The following is a 21,688-nucleotide window of genomic DNA, read 5'->3' on the forward strand; positions in this document are numbered from 1 at the left end:
GCAGGTCAGGGATGGTATGACGATCTCAGAACCGTTCTCCCGAAAAGTACTCCGTGCCGAATTCCCTGTGGTAGCGAAAGACCCCGCCGGGGGTTCCGGCGGGGCCTGGGGCCGAAGGTGACACTGGTCCCGAAAGCACTCTCCGAATGTCTTTTCCGGGAGGCCGGGGGCCTGGAGCGTCCTGGAGGTCTGGTGTTATTCGCAGGCGAGCGCTGTGGACAGCGCGTCGAGGTTGCCGAGCATGATCGAAGGGTAGTCGTCACCGGGCGACTGGTCGGTCACGCCCTCCAGCGGGTCGAGCACCTCCACCTGGGCGCCAGTCTCGGCGGCGATGGTGTCCGCGGTGGCGGCGGGCATTAGTGGCTCGGTGAAGATCGTGCTGATGTCGCGCTCATTGACGATGTCGGTGATCGCCGCGATCTGCGCGGGGGAGGGCTCGGTGTCGGGGTCCACCCCGCTGACCCCGATCTGCTCCAGGCCGTACTGTTCGGTGAGGTAGGTGAAGGCGGTGTGCCCCACGACCACCTCGCGGTGCTCGCAGGAGGCCAGGCCGCTCTCGTAGGCCTCGCCGATGGTGGCGAGCTCGGCGGCGACGCGCTCGGCGCCCTCCTGGTACTGGTCGGCGCCGTCCGGGTTGACCTCGCCCATCCGCTCGGCCAGGGCCTCGGCGGTCTCCGTCATGAGCTCGACGTCCAGCCAGAAGTGCGGGTCGTAGTCGCCGTGGTCGTGGTCGTGCCCGTCCTCCTCGGCGTGCTCGTCGTCCTCGTCCTCATGGCCGTGGTCGTGGTCGTGGTCATGGCCGTGGTCGTGGTCGTCGTCCTCATCGTGCCCGTGCGCACCCGCCGCGGGACGGAGCTCGACGATGTCGGCGACGTTGAGCGCGGTCTCGGCGGCCTCCTGGTCGACGGCCTCGTCCACGGCGGGCTGGAGGCCCTCGACGTAGAAGGCGATATCGGCCTCGCTGACCTCGGCGATCTGTCGGCCGGTCAACTCCAGGTCGTGCGGCTCGGCGCCCGGCTCGGTGAGCTGGACGACGGCGACGCTGTCCCCGCCGATCTCCTGGGCCAGCCACTCCAGGGGGTAGACGCCGGTGACGAGGGTCAGGGCCGCCTCGGCGGGCGGGGTCGCGGCGTCATCGGCCATTTCTTCGTCGGTTCCGCAGCCGGCGGCGATCATGAGTGTGGCTGCCCCGAGGGCGGCAGCTCGCACGATGGGAGTTCTCATGACCCCCATCATCGGGATAATGAAAACGGTTGTCAATTTATCTACTTTGTCCGTGCTGCCCTGACCTGCCCGGAAGGGGCGAGAGGTCCGACCCCGGCACCTGTCCGGCACCGCCCTGACCGCTTGCGCCCCGGCTCGGTTAGCTGCTCTCGGCGAACCGCTCCACGTCCTTCGTGCGACCGGCCACCACGATCACGTCTCCCTTGTGCAGCACGGTCTCCTCCGTCGCGTAGGTGAAGGACGCCCCCACCCGTTTCACCGACACCACGGTGATCCCGAACCGCTGCCTGACCTTCGTCTCCCTGAGGGAGCGTCCGATCAGGGTCTGGGGGGCCTTGGTCTTGATCAGCGAGAACCCCTCCTCCAGCTCCACGTAGTCGAGCATGCGCCCGGACACCAGGTGGGCCACCCGCTCGCCCATGTCGTGTTCGGGCAGGACGACGTGGTGGGCGCCGACCTGTTCGAGGATCCGGCCGTGCCGTCGGCTGGTGGCCTTGGCCCAGATGTCCTTGACCCCCAGGTCGACCAGCTGCGAGGTGGTGAGGATGCTCTCCTCCAGATGGGTCCCGATGGCGACCACGGCCCTGCTGAACTGGGCCGCGCCGATCTGTCGCAGGGCCTCGTCGTCGGTGGAGTCGGCGATCACGGTATGGGTCAGCGATTCCCCGAAGATCTGGACGACACGGGGGCTGGAGTCCACTCCCAGGACCTCCCAGCCGTGGTGGACCAGCTCCAGGGCCAGCGAGCTGCCGAACCGGCCGAGCCCGATGACCAGGATGCGTTTGTCTGAGAGCTTGTTGTCTTGCGGCACTAGTTGTTACCTCTTACTACCTCGTGTGCGGGATCGGCCTCAGCCGATCATCGGGCGGGCTTCGGGCAGGTCGTAACGGCGTTTGCGCTCGCGGAAGGCCAGCGCTGTCGCGAAGGTGACCGGGCCGATGCGCCCCGCGATCATGAGGAACGAGAGCGTCAGTTGGGCCCAGGGCTCCAGGTCGGCGGTGATTCCGGTGGAGAGGCCGACCACGCCCACAGCGGACACCACCTCGAAGAGCGTCTGCATGAAGGTGAACGGGGTGGTATGCAGGAAGAAGACCGTGGTGAACGCCACCACGGTCATCGATAGGAAGGTCAGGCTCAGCGACTGGCGGATCACGTCCGGGGCGAGCCTGCGGCCGAACACGTGTACGCGGGTGTGGGCTCTGGCCTCGGACCACACCACGAGGAAGAGCACGGCGAGCGTCGCCACCTTGATCCCGCCCGCGGTTCCCGCGCTGCCGTTGCCCACGAACATCATCATGATCGTCAGGAACAGCGTGGAGTCGTACATCGCGCCGGTCTCGGTGACGTTGAAGCCGCCGCTGCGCGGCATGACCCCGTGGAAGAAGCCGTCGGAGATCTTGGCCCACCAGTGCAGTTCACCGAGGGTCCTCGGGTTGTTCCACTCCATGAGGATGATCAGGAACGCGGTCACACCGAAGAGCAGGCCGCTGGTGATGACGGTGATCTTGGTGTGCAGCCCCCATTGCTGCGGGGTCCGCCAGTGGTGGCGCATCTCCAGCAGAACGGGAAAACCGATCCCGCCGAGGATCACGGCCATCGCCACCGTGAACAGGATGATCCCGTCGCCTGAGAACTGGCTGAGGCTGTCGTCGTACAGGGACAGTCCCGCGTTGTTGAACGCGGAGACGGAGTGGAAGAGTCCGGAGTAGAGGGCATCTCCCAGCTCCAGGCCGTGGCCCAACCACATCCGCGGCGTGATGATCAGGAAGACCACGGCCTCGATCGTGAGGCAGACGATGACGACCCGGCCCACGAGGCTGCGGACGTCCCCGACCGCCTGGGCCCGGTTCTCCGCCTGCACGTTGAGCTGCATACGCAGGCTGAAGCGGTGGATGAGGGCGGCGCCCAGGAGCGAGGCCAGCGTCATGATGCCGATCCCGCCCACCTGGATGAGCGCGAGCACCACGAGCTGGCCGAAGAGCGACAGGTCGTGGCCGATGGAGATCACCGTGAGCCCGCACACGGCGAGTGAGGTGGTTGAGGTGAAGGTCGCCTCGACGAAGGTCAGCTGCTCCTCACCGCTCGTCGCGGCAGGCGTCATGAGGAGCCCAGCACCCAGGAGGTCGACCAGCACGAACATCAGCAGGAAGGCTCGGGCTGGCTTGCCCCACGTGGTGCGGTGCTTCTGCAGGGGAGGCAGGTCCTTGCGCCTGCCGAGGGGGACCCGGGCGTTGATCCAGAGGGATCTCACCCGTTCGAGTACTGCCACCAACACCCGGGTCCTCGACTGCCTGGGCGCGGTGGATTTCCACCACATGATCCCGTGCTCACCTGTCGTCACTAGCTGGGGTTTCACACAACCCGCGCAATTCTGCCAGATGAAAGGGACCGCCGAGCTGACGCTCGGCCGCGCCCGGACTCAGGGGTGTCGGGCCCCTTCGTGGTCGGCGTGGCCCGGCGGCTCCAGCTGGAGAGTGGAGTGCTCCACGTCGAAGTGCCCGGTCAGGCACTCGTGCAGTTCGTCGAGCATCCTCCCGCTGTCGCGCAGGTCCTCCTCGGCGACCACCACGTGCGCGGACATCACCGGGACCCCGGACGTGATGGTCCAGGCGTGCAGGTCGTGCACGTCGATCACCGCCGGGTGGCCCATGAGGTGTTCGCGGACCTGGTTCAGGTCCATCCCCTTGGGGGTGGCCTCCAACAGGATGTGCACGGCCTCCTTCAGCAGCGACCACGCGCGGGGCACGATAATCGCGGCGATACCCAGTGAGACCAGGGTGTCCGCCTGCTGCCAGCCGGTGAGCCACACGATCAGACCGCCCGTGATGACACCAACAGAGGCCAGCGCGTCGCTCATCACCTCCAGGTAGGCGCCCTTGACGTTGAGGCTCTCCTTGGCCCCTGAGCGCAGGATGAGCAGCGCCACGATGTTCATCACCAGGCCGAAGGCCGCGACGACCACCATCCCGAGCCCGGAGACCGCGGCGGGTTCACGGAGCCGGTCGACGGCCTCCACCACGATGAAGGCGCACAGCGCGAAGAGCACGATCGCGTTGACCGCGGCGGCGAGGATCTCGGCTCTTTGGAATCCGAAGGTGCGTTTGCTGGTGGCGGGCCGGGCGGCGATCCACACCGCGGCCAGCGCCAGGGCGACCCCAAAGGAGTCGGTCACGGTGTGCCCGGCGTCGGCGAGCAGGGCCAGGCTGCCGCTGAAGGCGGCTCCGGCGACCTGGACGGCAGCGACGACGAGCATCATGCCCAGCACCAGCGCCAGCTTCTTGCTGTTGGCGGCCCCGGCGGTGATCGGGCCGTGGTCGTGTCCCGCGCCCATGGGTTCCCTCCTCGGTTCTGGGTGCAGCGACGGCACCGTGAGCAATAGTTCAGCCTTTACTGTTTATACAGCGAGGGCTGTCTATACAGCAAACGATGTACAATGATTTTCATGTTGACCTCAGAGCAGCGTCTCTCCGCGATCCAGCGCCTGGGCCGCGCCCTGTCCGACCCCACTCGGTGCCGTCTCCTGCTCGCCCTGCTGGAGGGTCCGGACTACCCGGCCGGGCTCGCCGACCGCCTCGAACTCACCAGGCAGAACGTCTCCAACCACCTCGCCTGCCTGCGCGACTGCGGCCTGGTCCGCACCCAGGCCCGCGGCCGCCAGGTCAGCTACGAACTCGTCGACGCCTCCCTCGCCCATGCCCTCGAGGATCTGCTCGGTGTTGTCTGGGGCGCCACGCAGCCCCACGATCCCTTGGGATCCCAGTCCTCCGAAGCCCATCCCGCCGAGCCCCGGAAGTAATCCTCGGGGGGGGTAACCAGGGGAACAGGCCCCGACTGCCCGAGTCACCGCGCCGCGCCGGTCCGAAGCCACCGCTGGAACCCGGGGCCCACGGCCCCCGGTCTCACTTCTCGGATGGCCGGAATCAGCCATGTGATGTCCGTTACGGGCCATGGCTGCTTCGGGGGCGTGAAGGCCCACCTCAGCCGGGGGAATCTCCGACTTCAGGAGAGCGTCCCTGACTTTGGTCGGGTGGAACCCTGACAGAAGGCTGACATGTCCCTGAGAGATCCCTGAACCGGGCCGGGTCAGCTCAACTTCCGATATAACGCGACGTATGGTGAGTGGTGCGCCCGGCGGATGCGCGACCTTCGACAGGGCCCCGCACCACGCGGATGAACACCTTGTATCCCCCCACCACGACCTCGCGGATCGGCACCGAGACCGAGCCAGTGAGTGCGCGCTCGACGACGAACGCCGCACATCCCGGTCCGGCCGTCCCACACACGGCGAGCTAGGAGCGAGAACCTCTCATGTCCAGACAGGCCTCGACGGCCCTCGGCGCGGAGCGCCCCCTTCCCGGGTCCTTCGCCCACCAGGCGGAAGGGACGAACGCGTGAACCGGCTATCGGTCATGTCGCTCGGAAACCGGGCGCTGGTCCTCCTCATCACCTTGGCCGTCCTGCTCTTCGGCGTGCTCGCCGCGGTGTCGTCCAAGCGCGAGCTCTTCCCCGAGTTCTCCCTCCCGATGGTGATGGTCACCGGCCAGTACAACGGCGCGACCCCCCAGGTGGTCGAGGGACAGGTCACCGAACCCCTCGAGCAGGCCCTCCAGGGGGTGGAGGGCATCAACACGATCTCCTCCACCTCCAGTACCGGCTCGGCGCAGATCATGGCGGAGTTCGACTACGGCCGCGACCAGGACGCCCTGGTCCGCGAGACCCAGGTCGCCGTCGACCAGATCTCCGGGATGCTCCCCGACGGCGTCACCACCTCCGTCATGGCCATGAGCACGGACACGATGCCGGTGATGATGCTGGCCGCCAGCAGCGAGAACGGCGATCAGCAGGCGATGGCCTCCTCGATCGAGAACGTCCTCATCCCCGAGCTGGAGTCGGTCCCGGGCGTCCGCTCGGCCAACCTGATCGGAGTCCCCGACCAGCGGGTCGAGGTCACCCCGGACGAGGACGAGCTAGCCGACGCCGGGGTCACCACTCAGGACGTCTCTGACGCGCTGGAGTCCAGCGGCCTGCTCATGGCCGGCGGCACCATCGACGAGGACGGCCGCAGCCTGAGCGTCACCACCGGTGACCAGCTCACCACCCTCGATCAGATCGAGGACGTGTGGGTGCAGCCCTCGCAGGGCGTCGACCAGTCGGCCGCCATGCCCGGTGCCCCGCCCGCCCCGGCGCCCTCCCCGGTCCAGCTCTCCGAGGTCGCCGACGTCGAGATGGTGACCGAGGACTCCTCCTCCATCGCGCGCCTGGACGGAAACCCCAGCGTCGCGCTCATGGTCATGGCGACCCCCGACGGCAACACCGTCGAGATCTCCGACGGGGTCCAGGACGTGCTCGACGAGCGGTCCGACCTGCTCGGCGACGACATCAACCTGTCCGTCGTCTTCGACCAGGCGCCCTTCATCAACGACTCGATCACCGACATGTTCGAGGCCGGCGGTTACGGTCTGGCCGCGGCGGTCATCGTGATCCTGGTCTTCATGCTCTCCATCCGCTCCACCCTGGTGGTGGCGGTGTCCATCCCGGTGTCGGTCCTGGTGGCCTTCATCGGTATCCAGGCCTTCGGGTTCACCCTGAACCTGCTCACCCTGGCGGCGATCACCATCGCGATCGGCCGGGTGGTGGACGACTCCATCGTGGTGCTGGAGAACATCCGCAGACACATGGACTACGGCAAGGAACGGATGACCGCCGCCAAGGACGGTGTCCGCGAGGTCGCCACCGCCGTGGTCTCCTCCTCCCTGGCCACCATCGCCGTGTTCCTGCCGCTGGCCTTCGTCGGCGGCATGGTCGGTGAGATCTTCATGCCGTTCGCCGTGACCAGCAGCCTCGCCCTCGGGGGTTCGCTGCTCGTCGCCCTGACCATCACCCCGGTCCTGTGCTACTGGTTCCTGCGGCCCGCCGAGGTCGGCGACGCCACCCGCGAGGAGGTCCAGCGCAAGGCCCGTCAGCGCGAGATGCGTGCTCCGCTCCAGCGCGCCTACCTGCCGGTCATCCGCTGGATCACCACCAAGCGGAAGACCGCCACGGTCCTCACCCTGGCCGCGTCGGTGCTCATCTTCGTCGGCACCCTCGCGATGGCCGCCAACTCCGAGACGGACTGGCTGGGCGAGGCCGAGGAGAACACCTACACGGTCATCCAGGAGCTCGATCCGGGCATGTCCCTGGAGGCCGCGGACGCCGAGGCCGTCAAGGTCGAGGAAGCCCTGGCCGGGATGGCCTGGATCGACACCTACCAGGTCAACATCGGCGGCAGCCCGCTGGTGCGCGGAGGCGGCGACCGGATCGACTACACGATCACCGCCGATCCCGACACCGACCAGCTCCGCAACCGCGACGTCCTGCGCGACACCTTCGCCGACCTCGACACCGAGTACGAGCCCCGTCTGGACTCCACCGGCGGCATGGGCGGAGCCGGCATCGAGGTCCGCGTGACCGCCGAGGACCAGGCGACCCTGGCCGAGGCGGCCGGGATGATCGAGGACGAGCTGCGCGGGATCGACGGCGCGGACGACGTCACCAGCGACATCTCCGCTTCGCAGCCCGCGCTCGAGGTACACGTCGACGCTGAGGAGGCTGCCGAGTTCGGTCTCAACGAGGCGATGGTCGGCCAGACGGTCGCCACGGCCTTCAACGGCCAGAGCGTCGGCAACGCCACCATCGACGACATCCGCCGCGACGTCGTCGTCCTGGTCCAGGACGCCCCGCAGACCGTGGCCGAGCTCGAGGAACTGCCGATCTTCACGCCCGCCGGGCAGGAGATCGAACTCGGCGAGGTCGCCGAGGTCACCGAGGTCCAGCAACCGCCGGAGCTCACCCGCATCGACGGCGTCACCAGCACCACGGTGTCGGCCAACCCGACCGCCTCCGACCTCGGCGCGGTCAGCATGGAGATCACCACGGCCCTGGACGGCATGGACCTGCCCTCGGGCGCCACCGCCAGCCTCGGCGGGGTCAGCCAGGACCAGACCGAGGGCTTCGCCCAGCTGGGTCTGGCGCTGCTCGCCGCGATCATCATCTGCTACCTGATCATGGTCGCGACGTTCAAGAGCCTGATGCAGCCGCTCATGCTGCTCATCTCGGTCCCGTTCGCCGCCACCGGTTCGCTGGGCCTGCTGATGCTGACCGGCACCCCGATCGGCGCCGCGGCCCTGATCGGCATGGTGATGCTCATCGGCATCGTGATCACCAACGCCATCGTGCTGATGGACCTGATCAACCAGAACCAGAAGAAGGGGATGGAACTCAGCCAGGCCATCGTGGAGGGAGCCAGGCACCGTCTGCGCCCCATCCTGATGACAGCTGCCGGTACCATCGCCGCGCTGCTCCCGATGGCCACAGGGCTGGCAGGCGGAGGAGCGTTCATCTCCGCCCCCGTCGCCCTCGTGGTGATCGGCGGTCTGGTCACCTCGACCCTGCTCACCCTGATCCTGGTCCCGGTCCTCTACCAGCTGGTGGAGGTGCGCCGCCACAGGCGCGAGGCCAAGGCGGCCGCCCGCTACGAGCGCCGCCGCGCCAAGCTCCGGGCCAGGGCCCAGGCCAAGGCCGCCAGCAACGGCAGCACCGCCGAGGGCGAGGCCGGAGAGGCCCCGGAGAAGAAGGACGGCGCCGACTCCGAGGAGCCCGCCGAGGAGCACGCCAACAAGTAGGCCCCACAACCGCATGAGAGAGGGCGCCCCGCACCGGACGTTTCCGCGCGGGGCGCCCTTCGCCGTGCCGGCGGTTCAGGAGGTACTCAGGGGGCACTGAGGAGGTCAGTGCCTGTCCCGCACCGGGTTCTGTGCCGGATCCTCTCGGCGGGGTCCGGGCCGCACAGCCGGAGTACGGGTGAAGAAGAAGGCCAGGGGGAGGGCGAGCACGACGGGGGAGTAGAAGAACCCGATCGACGCGCCGGTGATGACCACCAACACCGTCACCAGGGCGGCGCACATCCACACCGCCGGACGCAGGTAGTGCGGCGGTACCGCGAGGGGGACCGCCGCCACGAGGGTGGCCAGGCCGCCCCAGAGCGCCACCGCGCCGGGTTGGCCGGTGAGGAACATCAGCGGCAGCGTCGCGGTCAGTGCGAGCGCGGGCGCGATGAGGAGGGGTGTTCGTCCGCTGTGGATTGGTCGCATCGTCGCTTTCCCATCGGGTCGGCAGTAGTGACACGCCCGGGCGCGGGGGTGGGCGAGATACTCGGAAAGGGCTGTGAAACAGGGGTTTCCGGGCCCTTCCTCTGTGTCACCGGGATGTCGATTTGTGCTATCCGCGCAGTCCAGGCAGGCTTCCTCACATGGATGATTCGAAGAAGAGCCTGGAAGACCTCGTCCGTGACGAGCTCGGTGACGAGCCGTCCCAGGAGGCGAAGGACTACGCGCGTGAGCTCTACGAGCGTTACAAGCTACCCGCCGCGGACACTACCGCCTCCGCCTCCACCGCCGAGACCACCGCTCCCTCCGAGGAGTAAGAACCAACCACGTCCCCAGTACGGCGACGCACGGACCTCACGACCGGCAGCAAGGCGCTCCAGAACACGATCGGCTCTCAACCGGGCTGGTCGGATTCCCGGTCGTCGCCGTCCCAAACAAGTTCGAACCACACCTGGCGGCCCCGCCCGTCGCGGCGTGGTTCGGTACCCCATTTGCTGGAGAGCGCCTCGACCAGATCCAGACCCCGGCCGTGTTCGGCCGTGTCATAGGGGTCCCGGTGCTGGGGTTGAGGGGCCTCCGTCATGTTGCCGAGGTCCCGCACCTCCACGCGGGCCCACCCCGGCGCGTGCTGTACGCACACCTCGAACTTCCCGGTGTCATGGCCCGAAGCGCTGTGGGTGACGGCGTTGGTGGCGAGCTCGCTGGTCAACAGCGTCGCGGTGGTCAGTTCCGGTGATGTCGCCAGCTGACGGGCGACGAATCTGCGTGCGTAGGCGATCTGGCTGGGCAGACCGGGAAAACGTCTGCGTGCCGGACGTGGCACCGGAAGCGGTGCCCCGCTGGGTCGGTATGTGCTGCTGGACTCTTCCATGGAATTCGCCGGACGTTGGGGACGGTGGAGAGGTGCCGACGTCGTCTGGGGCGGATGCGAAGGCGCTGAACGAGAGGCTGCGGTCTCATGCAAGTGGGTTCACTCCCCGGGGAAGTGTGTTCGAGGACAGGGCTGAATTGGCGCCTGGCCCTCGAAGCGTCCATGCCCGAAACGGGTCACGGCGCGAGGTGGACACACGGGGCGAAGCCCCCTGGGGCAGGGAGGGACACGGCTCGGTATCGCTGGGGGTGCGGTACGAGGGTGGCGGCACGCGGTGGGGGAGAAGCCGCGGGGCTTCACACTGAACGGTGGCGTGGCCTGAGGGTTGGCCGTGGCGGATGGTCATGTCTGGTGTGGGGTGTGCCCTACGACACTGAAGGGCCTACTCGCGCTCAGCATACGCTCCGTGCCTCCTTGGCGACCCGGTCGACCTGGTCCGGACAGGGTAACCCTGCCTGAGCTGGGTAAAGGGGGTGTTTAACAAGCTGGGGAGCCTGATTGGGGCTGGATATCGGCGGGGATACGCGCCCTTGAGGCGTTCCCGTAAAGAATAACGATTTGGTGAAGCACGCCTGAATTTTGCTACTTGGTTCGGTCTTGCGCGTGGTGTGGATCACCCGACAGGGTATGTGGCATGGCCTCGCCCACCCCCGCTCCGATGCCCATGGGCCTCGGCGTCGAGATCGACCGCGCCGTCCGGCTCACCGACGAGGGCCACGTCCTCGTCGGCGGCTCACCTCCCCGTGCCCTCCGGCTTCCTCCCCAGGGCGTCAGCGCTGTCATCCGCTGGCTCAGCGGGGCCGCCCTCGGCCGCCACCGGGAACGTCAGCTCGCGCGGGTGCTGGTGGAGGCCGGTCTGGCCCATCCGCGTCCGGCGCCCACTGCCCCGGGCCCCGACGTCGAGGTCGCCGTGGTCGGGTCGGGGCACCACTCCGAGCTGGAAACCGTCCTGGACCTGATCGCGGACGAGTACCCGTACCTGCGGCTGGTCGTGGTCGGCGCTGTCGGGCTCGCCGCCCGGGTGGCCCGCGAACGCGGTCTGCGGGTGGTGAGCACGTCCGTGGACGGGCCGATGACCGGGGCCCAGGCCCGAGCGGCGGCGCTCAAGGCCTGCGACGCTGAGATCATCGCGCTGCTGGACGCCGACACCCTTCCCGGCCCGGGCTGGCTCGAGGCCGCCCTGGGCCATTTCACCGACCCCGACGTCGCGGCCGTGGTGCCCCGGGTCCTGGCCGCGCGGACGCGCTGTGGCCCCCGCGGGATGACCGTCTCCGCGCTGAACGCCTTGCACGCCGACCGCGGGGCCGACCCCGCGCCGATCCTGCCCTGGGGTCAAGGCCACCACGGCCTCGGACAGCCCGCCCCACCCAACGAACATGCCTCGGTCGAACCCCTGGAGCCGGTCCGCACGCTGTTCGTCCGGCGCGGTACCGCCGACTCCGATCCCTCACTGGGCGCCGCGGCGGAGGTGGATCTGCTGTGGCGGCTGGCCGGGGAAGGCTGGTCGGTGCGGTACGAACCCCGCTCACGGGTGTACGCCGTGATGCCCACCGGTATCGGTTCCTACCTGCGTGCCCGATTCGACGCCGGGGCCGCCGCGGGGCCGCTGGCCAGGCGGCACGGGCGGCGGGCGGCCGGGCCGGAGCTGTCCCTGTCCGGCGCGGCCGGTCTGGGCCTGGCGTTGGCCGGCCGGCCCCTGACCGGACTGGCGGTGTGCGCGGCCGGGGGAGCGTTGAGGGTTCGCGGACTCATCAACGGGGCCGGCGTCCCGGCGGTGGACGCCCTGCGACCGGTGGCGGTGGAGCTGGTGCACACGGCGCGCACCGCGGCGCGGGTCGCGCGGACGAGCTGGTGGCCGGTGGTGGCGGCGGTGGCCGCGGGCGGAGCCGTGGCCGGTATCAGGCCGGGGGCCAGGCCGGGGATCAGGTCCGGGGCCAGGCCCGGACCCGGGTGGCCCGGGCGGCGGGCGCTGGCCGCGGCCGCCGTGCTGACCGTTCCGCACCTGTTGTCCTGGCGGCGCCGTCACGGTGCGGCCCCGGTGGGTCCGGTGGTGTGGACCGGCCTGTCGGTCGCCGGTGACGCGGCCCGTTCGCTGGGGACGTGGTGGGGCATGGCCCGGGTCGGTTCCGCGGCTCCGCTGGTACCGCGTGGACGCCCGCCGGTGTTGTCCACGTCACTGCAATCCTCGCAGGTGGCAGGGGGTGCGGAAGGCCTTGCCGATAAGCCGGGATCACTGGCCGTGGTAAGTGAACGTTAATGACTGTCACCCAGGGTCATGGCATCCGGTTGTGCTGAGGGGAACCCCGACCGCCCGCCTCAGCGGTTTTGGTGACCCGGTGTAACGCGACGTCGGTCAACTGCGGCTTTGGGCGCCATGGAACGAAACTTTGTTTCAGGTGCGTTGCCAGCTGTCGCGCGTGAGATGACGAATCGCCAGGAGGGCCGGTTTTTCGTAAACGACGTTTACCTTCCGCCGTTCTCGAATGGGAGTTTGCGCAGGTCAGCGGGCTTTTGTGGCGCACTGCAACGACCTGGTTGCTGAATGTGAAACCTTTGACAATTTTGCGCGAACTTGCTGCCATTATTGGCACCGTTGTTCTTTCTTGATGTGTCAGTTACCGTCAAGTGTCTAGTCGTCGTCCAGACTCTTGACAATCCGGTCACTGAACGTGAACCGGAAGTCAGTGTGTTTCAGTGGTCACTGGGGGTAATCCTCGTGGTGTCGGTTGAGCATGTGCGCTAACTCGGGCTAACCGTTCGGGGCATGTTTGCCTTGCCTTCTCCTCGTCACTCCCCGTGCCGGCGACTCACAACAGATCACGACAGATCAAGCGCCGGGCTCGGCTGTGAGGTTCGGAGATAGTTTTGGGCAAGTTCCTGGCCAGGCGGCTGCTGAACTACGTTGTGCTGATCCTGCTCGCAACGAGTTTCGCCTACGTGCTCGCCGCGACGAACCTGTACCCGCGTGGGTACTTCGAGCAGATGCAGCCACCCCCGTCACCCGAGGCGGTCAACGCCCAGCTCGACGCGCTGAACCTCAACGACGAGACCCCCATCGCCCAGAGGTACGCGACCTGGATCAGCGGTGTCTTCACCGGTGACTTCGGCAAGACCATCCAGGGTGGTGACGTCGCCTCCCAGATGTGGATGAAGGCGGGCGTCACCCTGCGCCTGATCACCGTCGCCACCATCCTCGGCAGCTTCCTCGGCATCGCGGTCGGCGCCTACGCCGCCATCCGCCAGTACCGGGCCTTCGACAAGGCGGCCACCGCGGCCTCCTTCTTCGTCCTGTCCGTCCCCACCGTCGTCATCGCGATCGTGGTCCAGGTCGGCGCTGTCAGCATCAACGACCTCCTCGGATTCCAGTTCCTGAGGTACTCCGGCGAGTACACCGCCGGAATCCGGGGGGAGTGGTACGAGCTCCTGCTCAACCGGGTCTACCACGCGCTGTTGCCCACACTCGTGCTGACGGTCGCCCTGTTCGCGGCCTTCTCCCGCTACCAGCGCAACATGATGCTGGACGTGCTCGGCGCCGACTTCGTGCGGACGGCCATGGCCAAGGGACTGACCCGGCGCAAGGCCCTGTTCAAGCACGCCCTGCGCACGGCCCTGATCCCCACCATCACCTACTTCACCTTCACCTTCGGTGCCCTGGTCTCCGGAGCGACCTTCACCGAGAAGATCTACGGCTGGCACGGCATGGGCGCCTGGCTCATCGACTCCATCGCCAGGCAGGACGTCCACGTGGTCGCCGCCGTCTCCTGGTTCATGGCGATCACCATCATGGCCGCGTCCTTCCTCTCCGACATCCTCTACGCCTGGCTCGACCCGAGAGTGCGGGTGTGACCATGACGCACACCCCCGTTCCCGCGGTCGCGGGAAGCACCGCGCCCCGAACCACCCCGTACCCTCCGCGTACCGTCGCGGCTGCCCGGCTGGAGACCACGTCATGAGCACGACCGAAGAGAGCACGCACACCCAGGAGGCCCCCGCGGCGCCGCCGGCACCCAACCGGGCCAGGGACATCCTGAGCCAGCTCCTGCGGACCCGACGGGTCATCGTCGGCCTCGTCCTGATCGGTCTTCTGACCGCCCTGGCCTTTCTCGGCCCCGTTATCAGTGGCTGGGGAGTCAGCGAACGCGACTTCACCGCACGCCTGCAGGGCATCTCACCCGACCACTGGTTCGGCACCAACCACACCGGCCAGGACATCTTCACCCGTGCCACCGCGGGCCTGCAGAAGTCCCTGCTCATCGGCTTCCTGGTCGCTATCGGATCCACCGTCATCGCGGCGCTCGTCGGGGCGTTCGCCGGTTACTTCGGCGGCTTCACCGACCGCACCCTGATGTGGATCGCGGACCTGGCATTGGTCCTGCCCAGCTTCGTCATCCTGGCGATCCTGTCCAGCCACTTCGCCGGCCAGGGCGGTTGGCTCATCCTGGTCATCCTGCTCGCCGCCTTCAGCTGGATGGTCACCTCCAAGATGGTTCGCGGCCTGACCATCTCGCTCAGGGAACGCGAGTACATCCACGCGGCCCGCTTCATGGGCGTGCCCTCCCACAAGATCATCCTCCGGCACATCCTGCCGAACATGTCGTCCCTGCTCATCGCGGACGCCACCATCATGGTCAGCACCGCGATCATCGGCGAGACCGCGCTGAGCTACTTCGGCCTGGGCGTCCAGCCCCCGGACGTCAGCCTCGGCGTCGTCATCGCGGCCGGAGCCCCCTACGCCACCACCGCGCCCTGGGTCTTCCTGTTCCCGACGATCCTGCTGGTCGTCCTGGTCCTGGCCGTGAACATGATCGGGGACGGACTGCGCGACGTCCTCGACCCGCACTCCAAGTCGCGTCGGTCCTAGGGGAGGGCCACACACATGAGCACCAACACGATCGAGGCCACCGAGGGCCACACGGACGAACCGACGCCGAAGACCCCGGTCCTGGAGGTCACCGACCTCAACGTCACCTTCCGGGGGCTCGGCGGCAACCCCGACGTGCACGCCGTGCGCGGGGTCAGCTACGCCGTCCACCGGGGCGAGGTGCTGGGCATCGTCGGCGAGTCCGGCTCCGGCAAGTCCGTCTCGTCGATGGCCGCGATGGGTCTGCTGCCCGACCACGCCGAGATCACCGGCTCCGTGCGCCTGCACGGAGAACAGATCCTCGGCCTGGACGACCGGACCATGGCCAGGAAGCGCGGCAAGGTCATCTCCATGGTCTTCCAGGACCCTCTGTCCGGGCTCACCCCCGTGTACACGGTCGGAGACCAGCTCGCCGAGGCCGTCCTGGTCCACGACCCCAGGGCGGGCAAGGCCAAGGCGCACGCCCGCGCCGTCGAACTGCTCGAGCTCGTGGGGATCCCCAACGCGAAGGACCGCTACCGCTCCTTCCCGCACGAGTTCTCCGGCGGTATGCGTCAGCGCGTCATGATCGCCATGGCCATGGCCAACAACCCCGACGTCATCATCTGCGACGAACCGACCACCGCCCTGGACGTGACCATCCAGGCGCAGATCCTGGACCTGCTGCGTACCGCCCAGGCCGAGACCGGCGCCGCGATCGTCATGATCACCCACGACCTCGGCGTCGTCGCCGGTTTCGTCGACAGGGTCCTGGTCATGTACGCGGGACGCCCCGTCGAGATCGGCAGCGTCGACGAGATCTACTACGGCAGCCGGATGCCCTACACGATGGGCCTGCTCGGGGCGGTGCCCCGCATGGACCTGGAACGGCAGGGCGCCCTGGTCCCGATCAAGGGCAACCCGCCCTCGTTGAGCGACCTGCCGCCCGGCTGCCCGTTCGCCCCGCGCTGCCCCATCGCACAGCCCGAGTGCGACCTCGCCGAACCGGAGCTGCTCACCATCGGGGCGCAGCCCTCCGCCGAGGATCTGCGCGCCAGGACACCCGTCGAGGTATCCGGCGAGGAAGCCGGCGAGGCCCCCTCCAGTGGGTCCGAGCCGGGGCAGCACTCGGTCCAGGACACCGGTGTACGCCGCGTCGCCTGCATCCGCTCGGGTGAGATCGACGCCAACCAGTGGACCGCCCGGGACATCTACCCGGTGCCCGAGATCCCCGAGACGCAGGCCTGGGCCGTCCGCCGCGAGGACCGTGCGGAGATGCTCCGGGTCGACGACCTCATCAAGCACCACCCGCTGATGAAGGGCGCCATCTTCAAGCGCCGCGTCGGCACGGTGTACGCGGTCGACGGGGTCAGCTTCGACATCCGTGAGGGCGAGACCCTCGCCCTGGTCGGCGAGTCCGGCTGCGGCAAATCCTCCACCCTCATGGAGATCATGGCCCTGGACCGGCCCCAGCGCGGATCAATCGAGGTCATGGGCCGGGGAACCGAGAAGCTCGGCAAACGGGAGCGCTTCGACCTGCGCCGCGACATGCAGATCGTGTTCCAGGACCCGATGAGCTCCCTGGACCCGCGCATGCCGGTCTTCGACATCATCGCCGAGCCCCTGCGCACCCACGGCTTCCCGACCACCGAGGTCACCGCACGCGTCTACGAACTCATCCGGCTGGTCGGCCTCAACGCCGAACACGCCACCCGGTTCCCGTCGGAGTTCTCCGGAGGCCAGCGGCAGCGCATCGGCATCGCCCGCGCCCTGGCCCTGGAACCGAAGATGCTCGTGCTCGACGAACCGGTCTCGGCCCTGGACGTGTCCATCCAGGCGGGCGTGGTCAACCTGCTCGAGGAGCTCCAGGCCAAGCTCGGCCTCGCCTACCTGTTCGTGGCACACGACCTCTCCGTGGTCCGGCATATCGCCGACCGGGTGGCGGTCATGTACCTGGGCCGGATCGTGGAGATCGGCGACACCACGTCGATCTACACCCGACCCGCCCACCCCTACACCCAGGCCCTGCTGTCCGCGATCCCGATCCCCGACCCCGAGAAGGAACGCGCGCGCACGCACATCGTCTTGGACGGCGACCTGCCCAGCCCTGCCAATCCGCCTTCGGGGTGCAGGTTCCGGACCAGGTGCCAGAAGTTCATCACTCTCTCGGAGTCCGACCAGGAGCAGTGCATGAGCGTCGAACCGCAGATCCTGCCGACCAACGGCGGGGACCAGGGGGCCGCCTGCCACTTCGCTGAGCGACAGGACGTCCTCTGACCGACCAGCGGTCCGACACGGGCACGAGGCCAGTACCACCCCGCGTACTGGTGGACACTCACAGGAGGAAAATCCCCATGCGAATCGGAAAGGCGAGGTATCTCGCCCCCGTCGCCGCCGTGGTGCTGATCGCCAGTGCCTGCGCCGGCGGTGAACAGGAGAGCAGAGAGCGGGAACTGTCCGCGGAGGACCTCAACCCCGCTCCCCGCGAGGACCTGCAGGAGGGCGGCACCATGGTGTGGGCCCTCAACGAGTACGCCGAGCAGCACAACATGGCGCACACCAACGGCAACCTGGCCAACGTCCGCCGCACCGCCGCCGCCGTGATGCCCCGGCCCACGCGCTACGACGCCGAGGGCGGCTTCGAACCGCTCACCGACTACGTGCTCGACTACGGTGTCAGCGACGACGGCCTCGAGGTCTTCTACGAGCTGAACCCGGACGCGGTCTGGTCCGACGGCGAACCCATCACCTGGGAGGACTACGAGGCCAACTGGCTGACCCGGTCCGGCCAGCGCGACGGGGACTTCCAGATCGGCTCCACCGTCGGCTACGACCGGGTCGCGGAGTTCGTCGAGGGCGACGACGACTACTCCTTCACCCTGGAGTTCGAGGAGCCCTACTCCGAGTGGCCGACCCTGTTCAACCCCCTGTACCCCGCGGAGTACATGGAGGACGAGGAGCTCTTTGAGGAGGGCTACCAGAAGGCCTACCCGGTCACCGCCGGCCCCTTCGGCGACGTGGAGTTCGACGACGTCTCCGAGCGCATCACCATCTCCAAGAACGAGGACTGGTGGGGTACTCCGGCGCTGCTGGACGAGATCATCTTCGACGCCATGGGCAGTGACGCCCAGGCGGGCGCCTTCAACAACGGCGAGGTCAACGGCTTCTACATCGGCACCGACGGCGCCGGCTACGAGCTGATCAAGGACCGGGACGGCGCCTACCTCACGGAGGCGGTCAACCACGGCCACCGCTTCATCTCGCTGAACGGCGCCAGCCCGCGCCTAGAGGACGTCCGCGTCCGGCAGGCGGTCTCCCTCGCCATCGACACCGACGTCCTGTCCGAGGTCACCCTGGACGCGGTGGAATGGCCCGTCACGGGTGAGGTCAACCGTCTGCTGCGCTCCAGCCAGAACGGCTACCGGGACAACAGCGAGGGCTACGGCGAGTTCGACACCGCGGCCGCCGAGGAGCTCCTGGACGAGGCCGGTTGGACCCTCGAAGAAGGCGAGAACGTCCGCACCAACGCCGACGGTGACACCCTGACCCTGGACTGGGTCGTTTCCGACGACCTCGCCGTCGCCCAGGACGAGGGCGACATCGCCGGCCAGATGCTCGCCGAGGTCGGCATCGAGGTGGATGTCCAGCACGTCCCCGGCAACGCCCTGTTCCCCGAGTACATCATCCCGGGCAACTACGAGATGGCCAGCTACGTCCTCACCGGTGTCAACCCTTACGCGGGAGGCAGCAAGGGCAACTACGGCATGCCCGACGCCGACGGAGAGTGGGGCAACAACCTCGCTCGCACCTCCACCGAGGAGATCGACGACAAGTTCGACGAGCTCATGTCGGAGACCGACCCCGACCGCTACGCCGAACTCGCCAACGAGATCGACCGTCTGCTGTGGGAGGAGGTCGTGACCATCCCCATGTTCGAGCGTCCCGGCCTGCACGCCATGGACGAAAACCTGCACAACTGGGGCGAGTTCGGTCTGGCCTCGGACTACGTCTACGAGGACATCGGCTGGGCCGCGGAGGACTAGCCGTCGCCTTCGGATGAGGCCCTGCGCCGGTCGGTTCTGCGCGGCGTCCGTACCGGGCGCCGCGCGGACCCGGCCGACGCGGTGAGCGTTCGCTAAATGTGCTGAAATGTGACACTGAGGGCGTCGGCCCCCTTCGCAAGGGGTCGGCGCCCTTCGTCGTGCCCGGGATTCGGCGGCGAAACAGACGGTCGGAGTGCCGGGTCACCCCGCTGCCTGACAGAATCGTCGGAGTCCGACACTCCCCCCGCCCCGCTCGTTGGAAAGTTCCCGATGCGACTCCACCCTCTCGCCGCCGCGTGCCTGGCGGTCCTGTTGTGTGCGGCCCTCACCTCCTGCTCCCGCCAGGAGGAGGACTCCGACGAGGCCTTCGATCCCCCCGTCGGCGCAGCGGTGGACCCAGGCACCGGGGAGGCGGACGACACCAGCTCGCCCCCAGAGCCGTCGGAGGTGGAATGGTCCTTCGGTACCCCCGTCGGTTGGGCCGGCCAGCCCAAGGCGGTCGCGGCCCCTACTCGGGACCCGGCTGACGGGGACACCACGGACGAGGACGGTGCGGACGTGGACGGCGACGCCGCGGAGGCCTCGGCGAACCCCGGGGACGAGCCGACCCTTGAGGACGAGCCGGTCGGCCCCACCGAGTACCCCGGGGTGACCGGTGGAGCCGGGGGCGAGACGGTGACCGCCACCGACGCCGACGAACTCGCCGAGCACCTGTCCGCGGCCGAACCCCTGGTGGTCGAGGTCGAGGGCGACATCGACCTCGACGGTACCGTCCGGGTCGCCTCGGACAAGACCCTGCTCGGAGTGGGCGAGGGCGCCGAACTCACCGGCGGCGGCCTGGTCGTGGACGGTTCCAGCAACGTCATCCTCGCTAACCTGGGCATGGTCTCCGACGGCCCCGCGATCGCGGTCCGCGGCGGGGCCCACCACGTGTGGGTGGACGGCTCCACCTTCTCCGGGGGCAGGGACAGCGCCCTGATCTCCGTCACCGACGGGTCCGACCACGTCACCCTCTCCTGGAACCACTTCACCGAGGCCGAGTCCGCGGTCATCATCGGCGGCCGCGACGACCAGCCCGGCGCGCTGCGCGTGACCGTGCACCACAACTTCTTCGACGGCACCTCCGGCCGTCACCCGCGCGCCCGCAACGCCGAGCACGTCCACGTGTTCAACAACTACTTCCGGGACAACCCCGAGTACGGGGTCGAGTCCGCCTACGGAGCGAACGTGCTGGTCGAGGGCAACTACTTCGAGGGCACCCCGGTGTCGGTGTCCACTGAGACCGACGAACCGGGCAACGTGGTCACCCGGGACAACCTGCTGGTCGACTCCAAGCAGCCCCAGCTGCGCGGCAACGTGCCCGACCCGCCCTACGCCTACGAGCTCGACGACACCGTCAACGTCCCCGAAGTGGTCATGAACCGAGCCGGTACTGACTGAACCCGCTGGTGGGAACCGGGCGGTTCCCACCGGTACTGGCAGTCGTCTTGATCCCGGGGCTCGGGTGAGAGCGGTCTGCCCGGGACCGCGGGGCCTTCACCCGGTGGCCTCAGTCAGCAGGAGAGCGGGGGTCGCCGGCGGGAACCGGATTCCGGTCGGCGGATCAGGTGGTCAGCGGGTGGTAGTCGTAGGTCTCACCGAAACCCTCCGGAGAGGTGTAGCTGAGTCTTCGGGGGTGCCCGTTCTCGTCCACCCAGAGTTCGAACTCGGCCTCGGCGATCCGAGTCAGGGTGTTGCGGCCGGTATCGGGCTGGTAGTCCCCGGCCAGGGTCCGGAAGGTTCCCGTGTACCTGTGGGTGGTGTGGGTGCTGGCCTGGACGCCCCTCGACCCCTCGGGCAGCTCGATCTCCTCCGTGCCGGTCATCTCCAGGTCGGCGGCCGAGCCCGTCAACTCGTCCAGGGGGCCCAGGACGAACTCCACCGAGCACAGGCGGCGGTCGGCCTCCGAAGGCGAGTCCAGCACCGTCATCCCGGGCAGCCCCTTCTCCGCCGACATGATGAACCCGGTGCCCGGCAGGTCGTACCGGTAGACCCGTATCCCGGAGTCGGTCTTGAAGTAGTGCTCGAAGGTGGTGTCGGAATCGGGTTCGTGCCTGGCCCAGCCGTGCGCGATGTTGAGGCCTTCGACACTTTGCGTGTAACTGATGTGGAAGGAGGGGGCTGACCGCAGTTCCTGGGCGGCCAGCTCCAGGAACTCCTCCGGGTCGGTGGGATCGGCGTCCACGGCGCGGATCAGCGGGGGACGTGTCTCGGGTGGGGAGTCCTCCATCGCCGGGTCCAGCTGGCCGCCGTCCAGCGTCATTTTGGCCACGCCCCATCCGCTGGCGACCACGGCCAGGCCGACCAGGGTCAGCAGCAGGCTCAGCAGCCAATGGGACCGGCCGGGCCCTTCGGCCTTCGGCTCCTCACCGGTGGACAGCAACGACGTCCGCACTGGCAGCGCCTCGATTCTGCGGTTCGGTCTTCGGGGGGTCCGCTTACGCGGAGTACGACGCGGTGACTCACCGCTCTGTTCGGGTGTCGGGCGAACATAATCTCCGCCGACAGTGATGAACCAGGACGCGTC

At 68.3% G+C, this 21,688-nt stretch carries 16 protein-coding genes; 9 read left to right on the forward strand and 7 right to left on the reverse strand.

Annotated elements, in window-relative coordinates; translation table 11 throughout:
• Positions 1–195: 195 nt before the first annotated feature.
• The 4 genes from D457_RS0117570 to D457_RS0117585 all read right to left on the reverse strand — a co-directional run bounded on the left by D457_RS0117570 (position 196) and on the right by D457_RS0117585 (position 4,555).
• Positions 196–1,224 (reverse strand): metal ABC transporter substrate-binding protein, encoded by a 1,029-nt coding sequence (locus tag D457_RS0117570; protein WP_039831392.1) that lies wholly within the window; start codon positions 1,222–1,224, stop codon positions 196–198.
• Between the two features lie 139 nt (positions 1,225–1,363).
• Positions 1,364–2,035 carry a potassium channel family protein gene (locus D457_RS0117575; protein WP_017581989.1) on the reverse strand — a complete coding sequence of 224 codons (672 nt, stop codon included), beginning with the start codon at positions 2,033–2,035 and terminating at the stop codon, positions 1,364–1,366.
• Between the two features lie 39 nt (positions 2,036–2,074).
• The gene (locus tag D457_RS0117580; RefSeq protein ID WP_017581990.1) at positions 2,075–3,499 is read right to left on the reverse strand and encodes a TrkH family potassium uptake protein; all 1,425 of its coding nucleotides are present in this window, start codon (positions 3,497–3,499) and stop codon (positions 2,075–2,077) included.
• A gap of 144 nt (positions 3,500–3,643) precedes the next feature.
• Complete coding sequence (locus tag D457_RS0117585) at positions 3,644–4,555, reverse strand: cation diffusion facilitator family transporter (protein WP_017581991.1); 912 nt, start codon at positions 4,553–4,555, stop codon at positions 3,644–3,646.
• Positions 4,556–4,666: 111 nt separating this feature from the next.
• Between D457_RS0117585 and cmtR the strand changes: the two genes are divergently transcribed.
• Positions 4,667–5,020: a Cd(II)/Pb(II)-sensing metalloregulatory transcriptional regulator CmtR gene (gene cmtR, locus D457_RS0117590; RefSeq protein ID WP_193374509.1), complete on the forward strand. Its 354-nt coding sequence runs from the start codon at positions 4,667–4,669 to the stop codon at positions 5,018–5,020.
• A 613-nt stretch (positions 5,021–5,633) separates the two neighbouring features.
• Positions 5,634–8,885 carry an efflux RND transporter permease subunit gene (locus tag D457_RS0117595; protein ID WP_039831394.1) on the forward strand — a complete coding sequence of 1,084 codons (3,252 nt, stop codon included), beginning with the start codon at positions 5,634–5,636 and terminating at the stop codon, positions 8,883–8,885.
• A 105-nt stretch (positions 8,886–8,990) separates the two neighbouring features.
• Here D457_RS0117595 and D457_RS0117600 read toward each other — a convergent pair whose 3' ends face one another.
• On the reverse strand, positions 8,991–9,353 hold the full coding sequence (locus D457_RS0117600; protein WP_017581994.1) for a hypothetical protein: 363 nt from the start codon (positions 9,351–9,353) through the stop codon (positions 8,991–8,993).
• Positions 9,354–9,511: 158 nt separating this feature from the next.
• Between D457_RS0117600 and D457_RS36485 the strand changes: the two genes are divergently transcribed.
• On the forward strand, positions 9,512–9,685 hold the full coding sequence (locus D457_RS36485; RefSeq protein ID WP_017581995.1) for a hypothetical protein: 174 nt from the start codon (positions 9,512–9,514) through the stop codon (positions 9,683–9,685).
• 77 nt (positions 9,686–9,762) lie between these two features.
• Here the strand turns inward: D457_RS36485 and D457_RS0117610 are convergent, their stop codons facing one another.
• On the reverse strand, positions 9,763–10,239 hold the full coding sequence (locus tag D457_RS0117610; protein ID WP_193374510.1) for an ATP-binding protein: 477 nt from the start codon (positions 10,237–10,239) through the stop codon (positions 9,763–9,765).
• Positions 10,240–10,873: 634 nt separating this feature from the next.
• Here D457_RS0117610 and D457_RS0117615 point away from each other — a divergent pair.
• From D457_RS0117615 to D457_RS0117640, 6 genes are all read left to right on the forward strand, one after another.
• Complete coding sequence (locus D457_RS0117615; RefSeq protein ID WP_017581997.1) at positions 10,874–12,496, forward strand: glycosyltransferase; 1,623 nt, start codon at positions 10,874–10,876, stop codon at positions 12,494–12,496.
• 608 nt (positions 12,497–13,104) lie between these two features.
• Positions 13,105–14,085 carry an ABC transporter permease gene (locus D457_RS0117620; protein ID WP_017581998.1) on the forward strand — a complete coding sequence of 327 codons (981 nt, stop codon included), beginning with the start codon at positions 13,105–13,107 and terminating at the stop codon, positions 14,083–14,085.
• Between the two features lie 103 nt (positions 14,086–14,188).
• Positions 14,189–15,100, forward strand: coding sequence for an ABC transporter permease (locus D457_RS0117625; protein ID WP_017581999.1), 912 nt, complete (start codon positions 14,189–14,191; stop codon positions 15,098–15,100).
• Positions 15,101–15,115: 15 nt separating this feature from the next.
• On the forward strand, positions 15,116–17,356 hold the full coding sequence (locus D457_RS0117630) for a dipeptide ABC transporter ATP-binding protein (RefSeq protein WP_017582000.1): 2,241 nt from the start codon (positions 15,116–15,118) through the stop codon (positions 17,354–17,356).
• A 77-nt stretch (positions 17,357–17,433) separates the two neighbouring features.
• Complete coding sequence (locus D457_RS0117635) at positions 17,434–19,122, forward strand: ABC transporter family substrate-binding protein (RefSeq protein ID WP_017582001.1); 1,689 nt, start codon at positions 17,434–17,436, stop codon at positions 19,120–19,122.
• Between the two features lie 270 nt (positions 19,123–19,392).
• Positions 19,393–20,562 (forward strand): pectate lyase family protein, encoded by a 1,170-nt coding sequence (locus tag D457_RS0117640; RefSeq protein ID WP_017582002.1) that lies wholly within the window; start codon positions 19,393–19,395, stop codon positions 20,560–20,562.
• 163 nt (positions 20,563–20,725) lie between these two features.
• Here D457_RS0117640 and D457_RS0117645 read toward each other — a convergent pair whose 3' ends face one another.
• Positions 20,726–21,556, reverse strand: coding sequence for a hypothetical protein (locus tag D457_RS0117645; protein ID WP_239646135.1), 831 nt, complete (start codon positions 21,554–21,556; stop codon positions 20,726–20,728).
• Between the last annotated feature and the right edge of the window lie 132 nt (positions 21,557–21,688).

Source organism: Nocardiopsis valliformis DSM 45023, assembly GCF_000340985.1.
In the GTDB taxonomy this organism is placed as follows: Bacteria; Actinomycetota; Actinomycetes; order Streptosporangiales; family Streptosporangiaceae; genus Nocardiopsis; species Nocardiopsis exhalans.

Coding starts and splice junctions, on each gene's coding strand:
- D457_RS0117570 (WP_039831392.1), bottom strand. CDS start 1,224: ATGAGAACTCCCATCGTGCGAGCTGCCGCCCTCGGGGCAGCCACACTC.
- D457_RS0117585 (WP_017581991.1), bottom strand. CDS start 4,555: ATGGGCGCGGGACACGACCACGGCCCGATCACCGCCGGGGCCGCCAAC.
- cmtR (WP_193374509.1), top strand. CDS start 4,667: ATGTTGACCTCAGAGCAGCGTCTCTCCGCGATCCAGCGCCTGGGCCGC.
- D457_RS0117595 (WP_039831394.1), top strand. CDS start 5,634: ATGTCGCTCGGAAACCGGGCGCTGGTCCTCCTCATCACCTTGGCCGTC.
- D457_RS0117600 (WP_017581994.1), bottom strand. CDS start 9,353: ATGCGACCAATCCACAGCGGACGAACACCCCTCCTCATCGCGCCCGCG.
- D457_RS36485 (WP_017581995.1), top strand. CDS start 9,512: ATGGATGATTCGAAGAAGAGCCTGGAAGACCTCGTCCGTGACGAGCTC.
- D457_RS0117610 (WP_193374510.1), bottom strand. CDS start 10,239: ATGGAAGAGTCCAGCAGCACATACCGACCCAGCGGGGCACCGCTTCCG.
- D457_RS0117615 (WP_017581997.1), top strand. CDS start 10,874: ATGGCCTCGCCCACCCCCGCTCCGATGCCCATGGGCCTCGGCGTCGAG.
- D457_RS0117625 (WP_017581999.1), top strand. CDS start 14,189: ATGAGCACGACCGAAGAGAGCACGCACACCCAGGAGGCCCCCGCGGCG.
- D457_RS0117630 (WP_017582000.1), top strand. CDS start 15,116: ATGAGCACCAACACGATCGAGGCCACCGAGGGCCACACGGACGAACCG.
- D457_RS0117635 (WP_017582001.1), top strand. CDS start 17,434: ATGCGAATCGGAAAGGCGAGGTATCTCGCCCCCGTCGCCGCCGTGGTG.
- D457_RS0117640 (WP_017582002.1), top strand. CDS start 19,393: ATGCGACTCCACCCTCTCGCCGCCGCGTGCCTGGCGGTCCTGTTGTGT.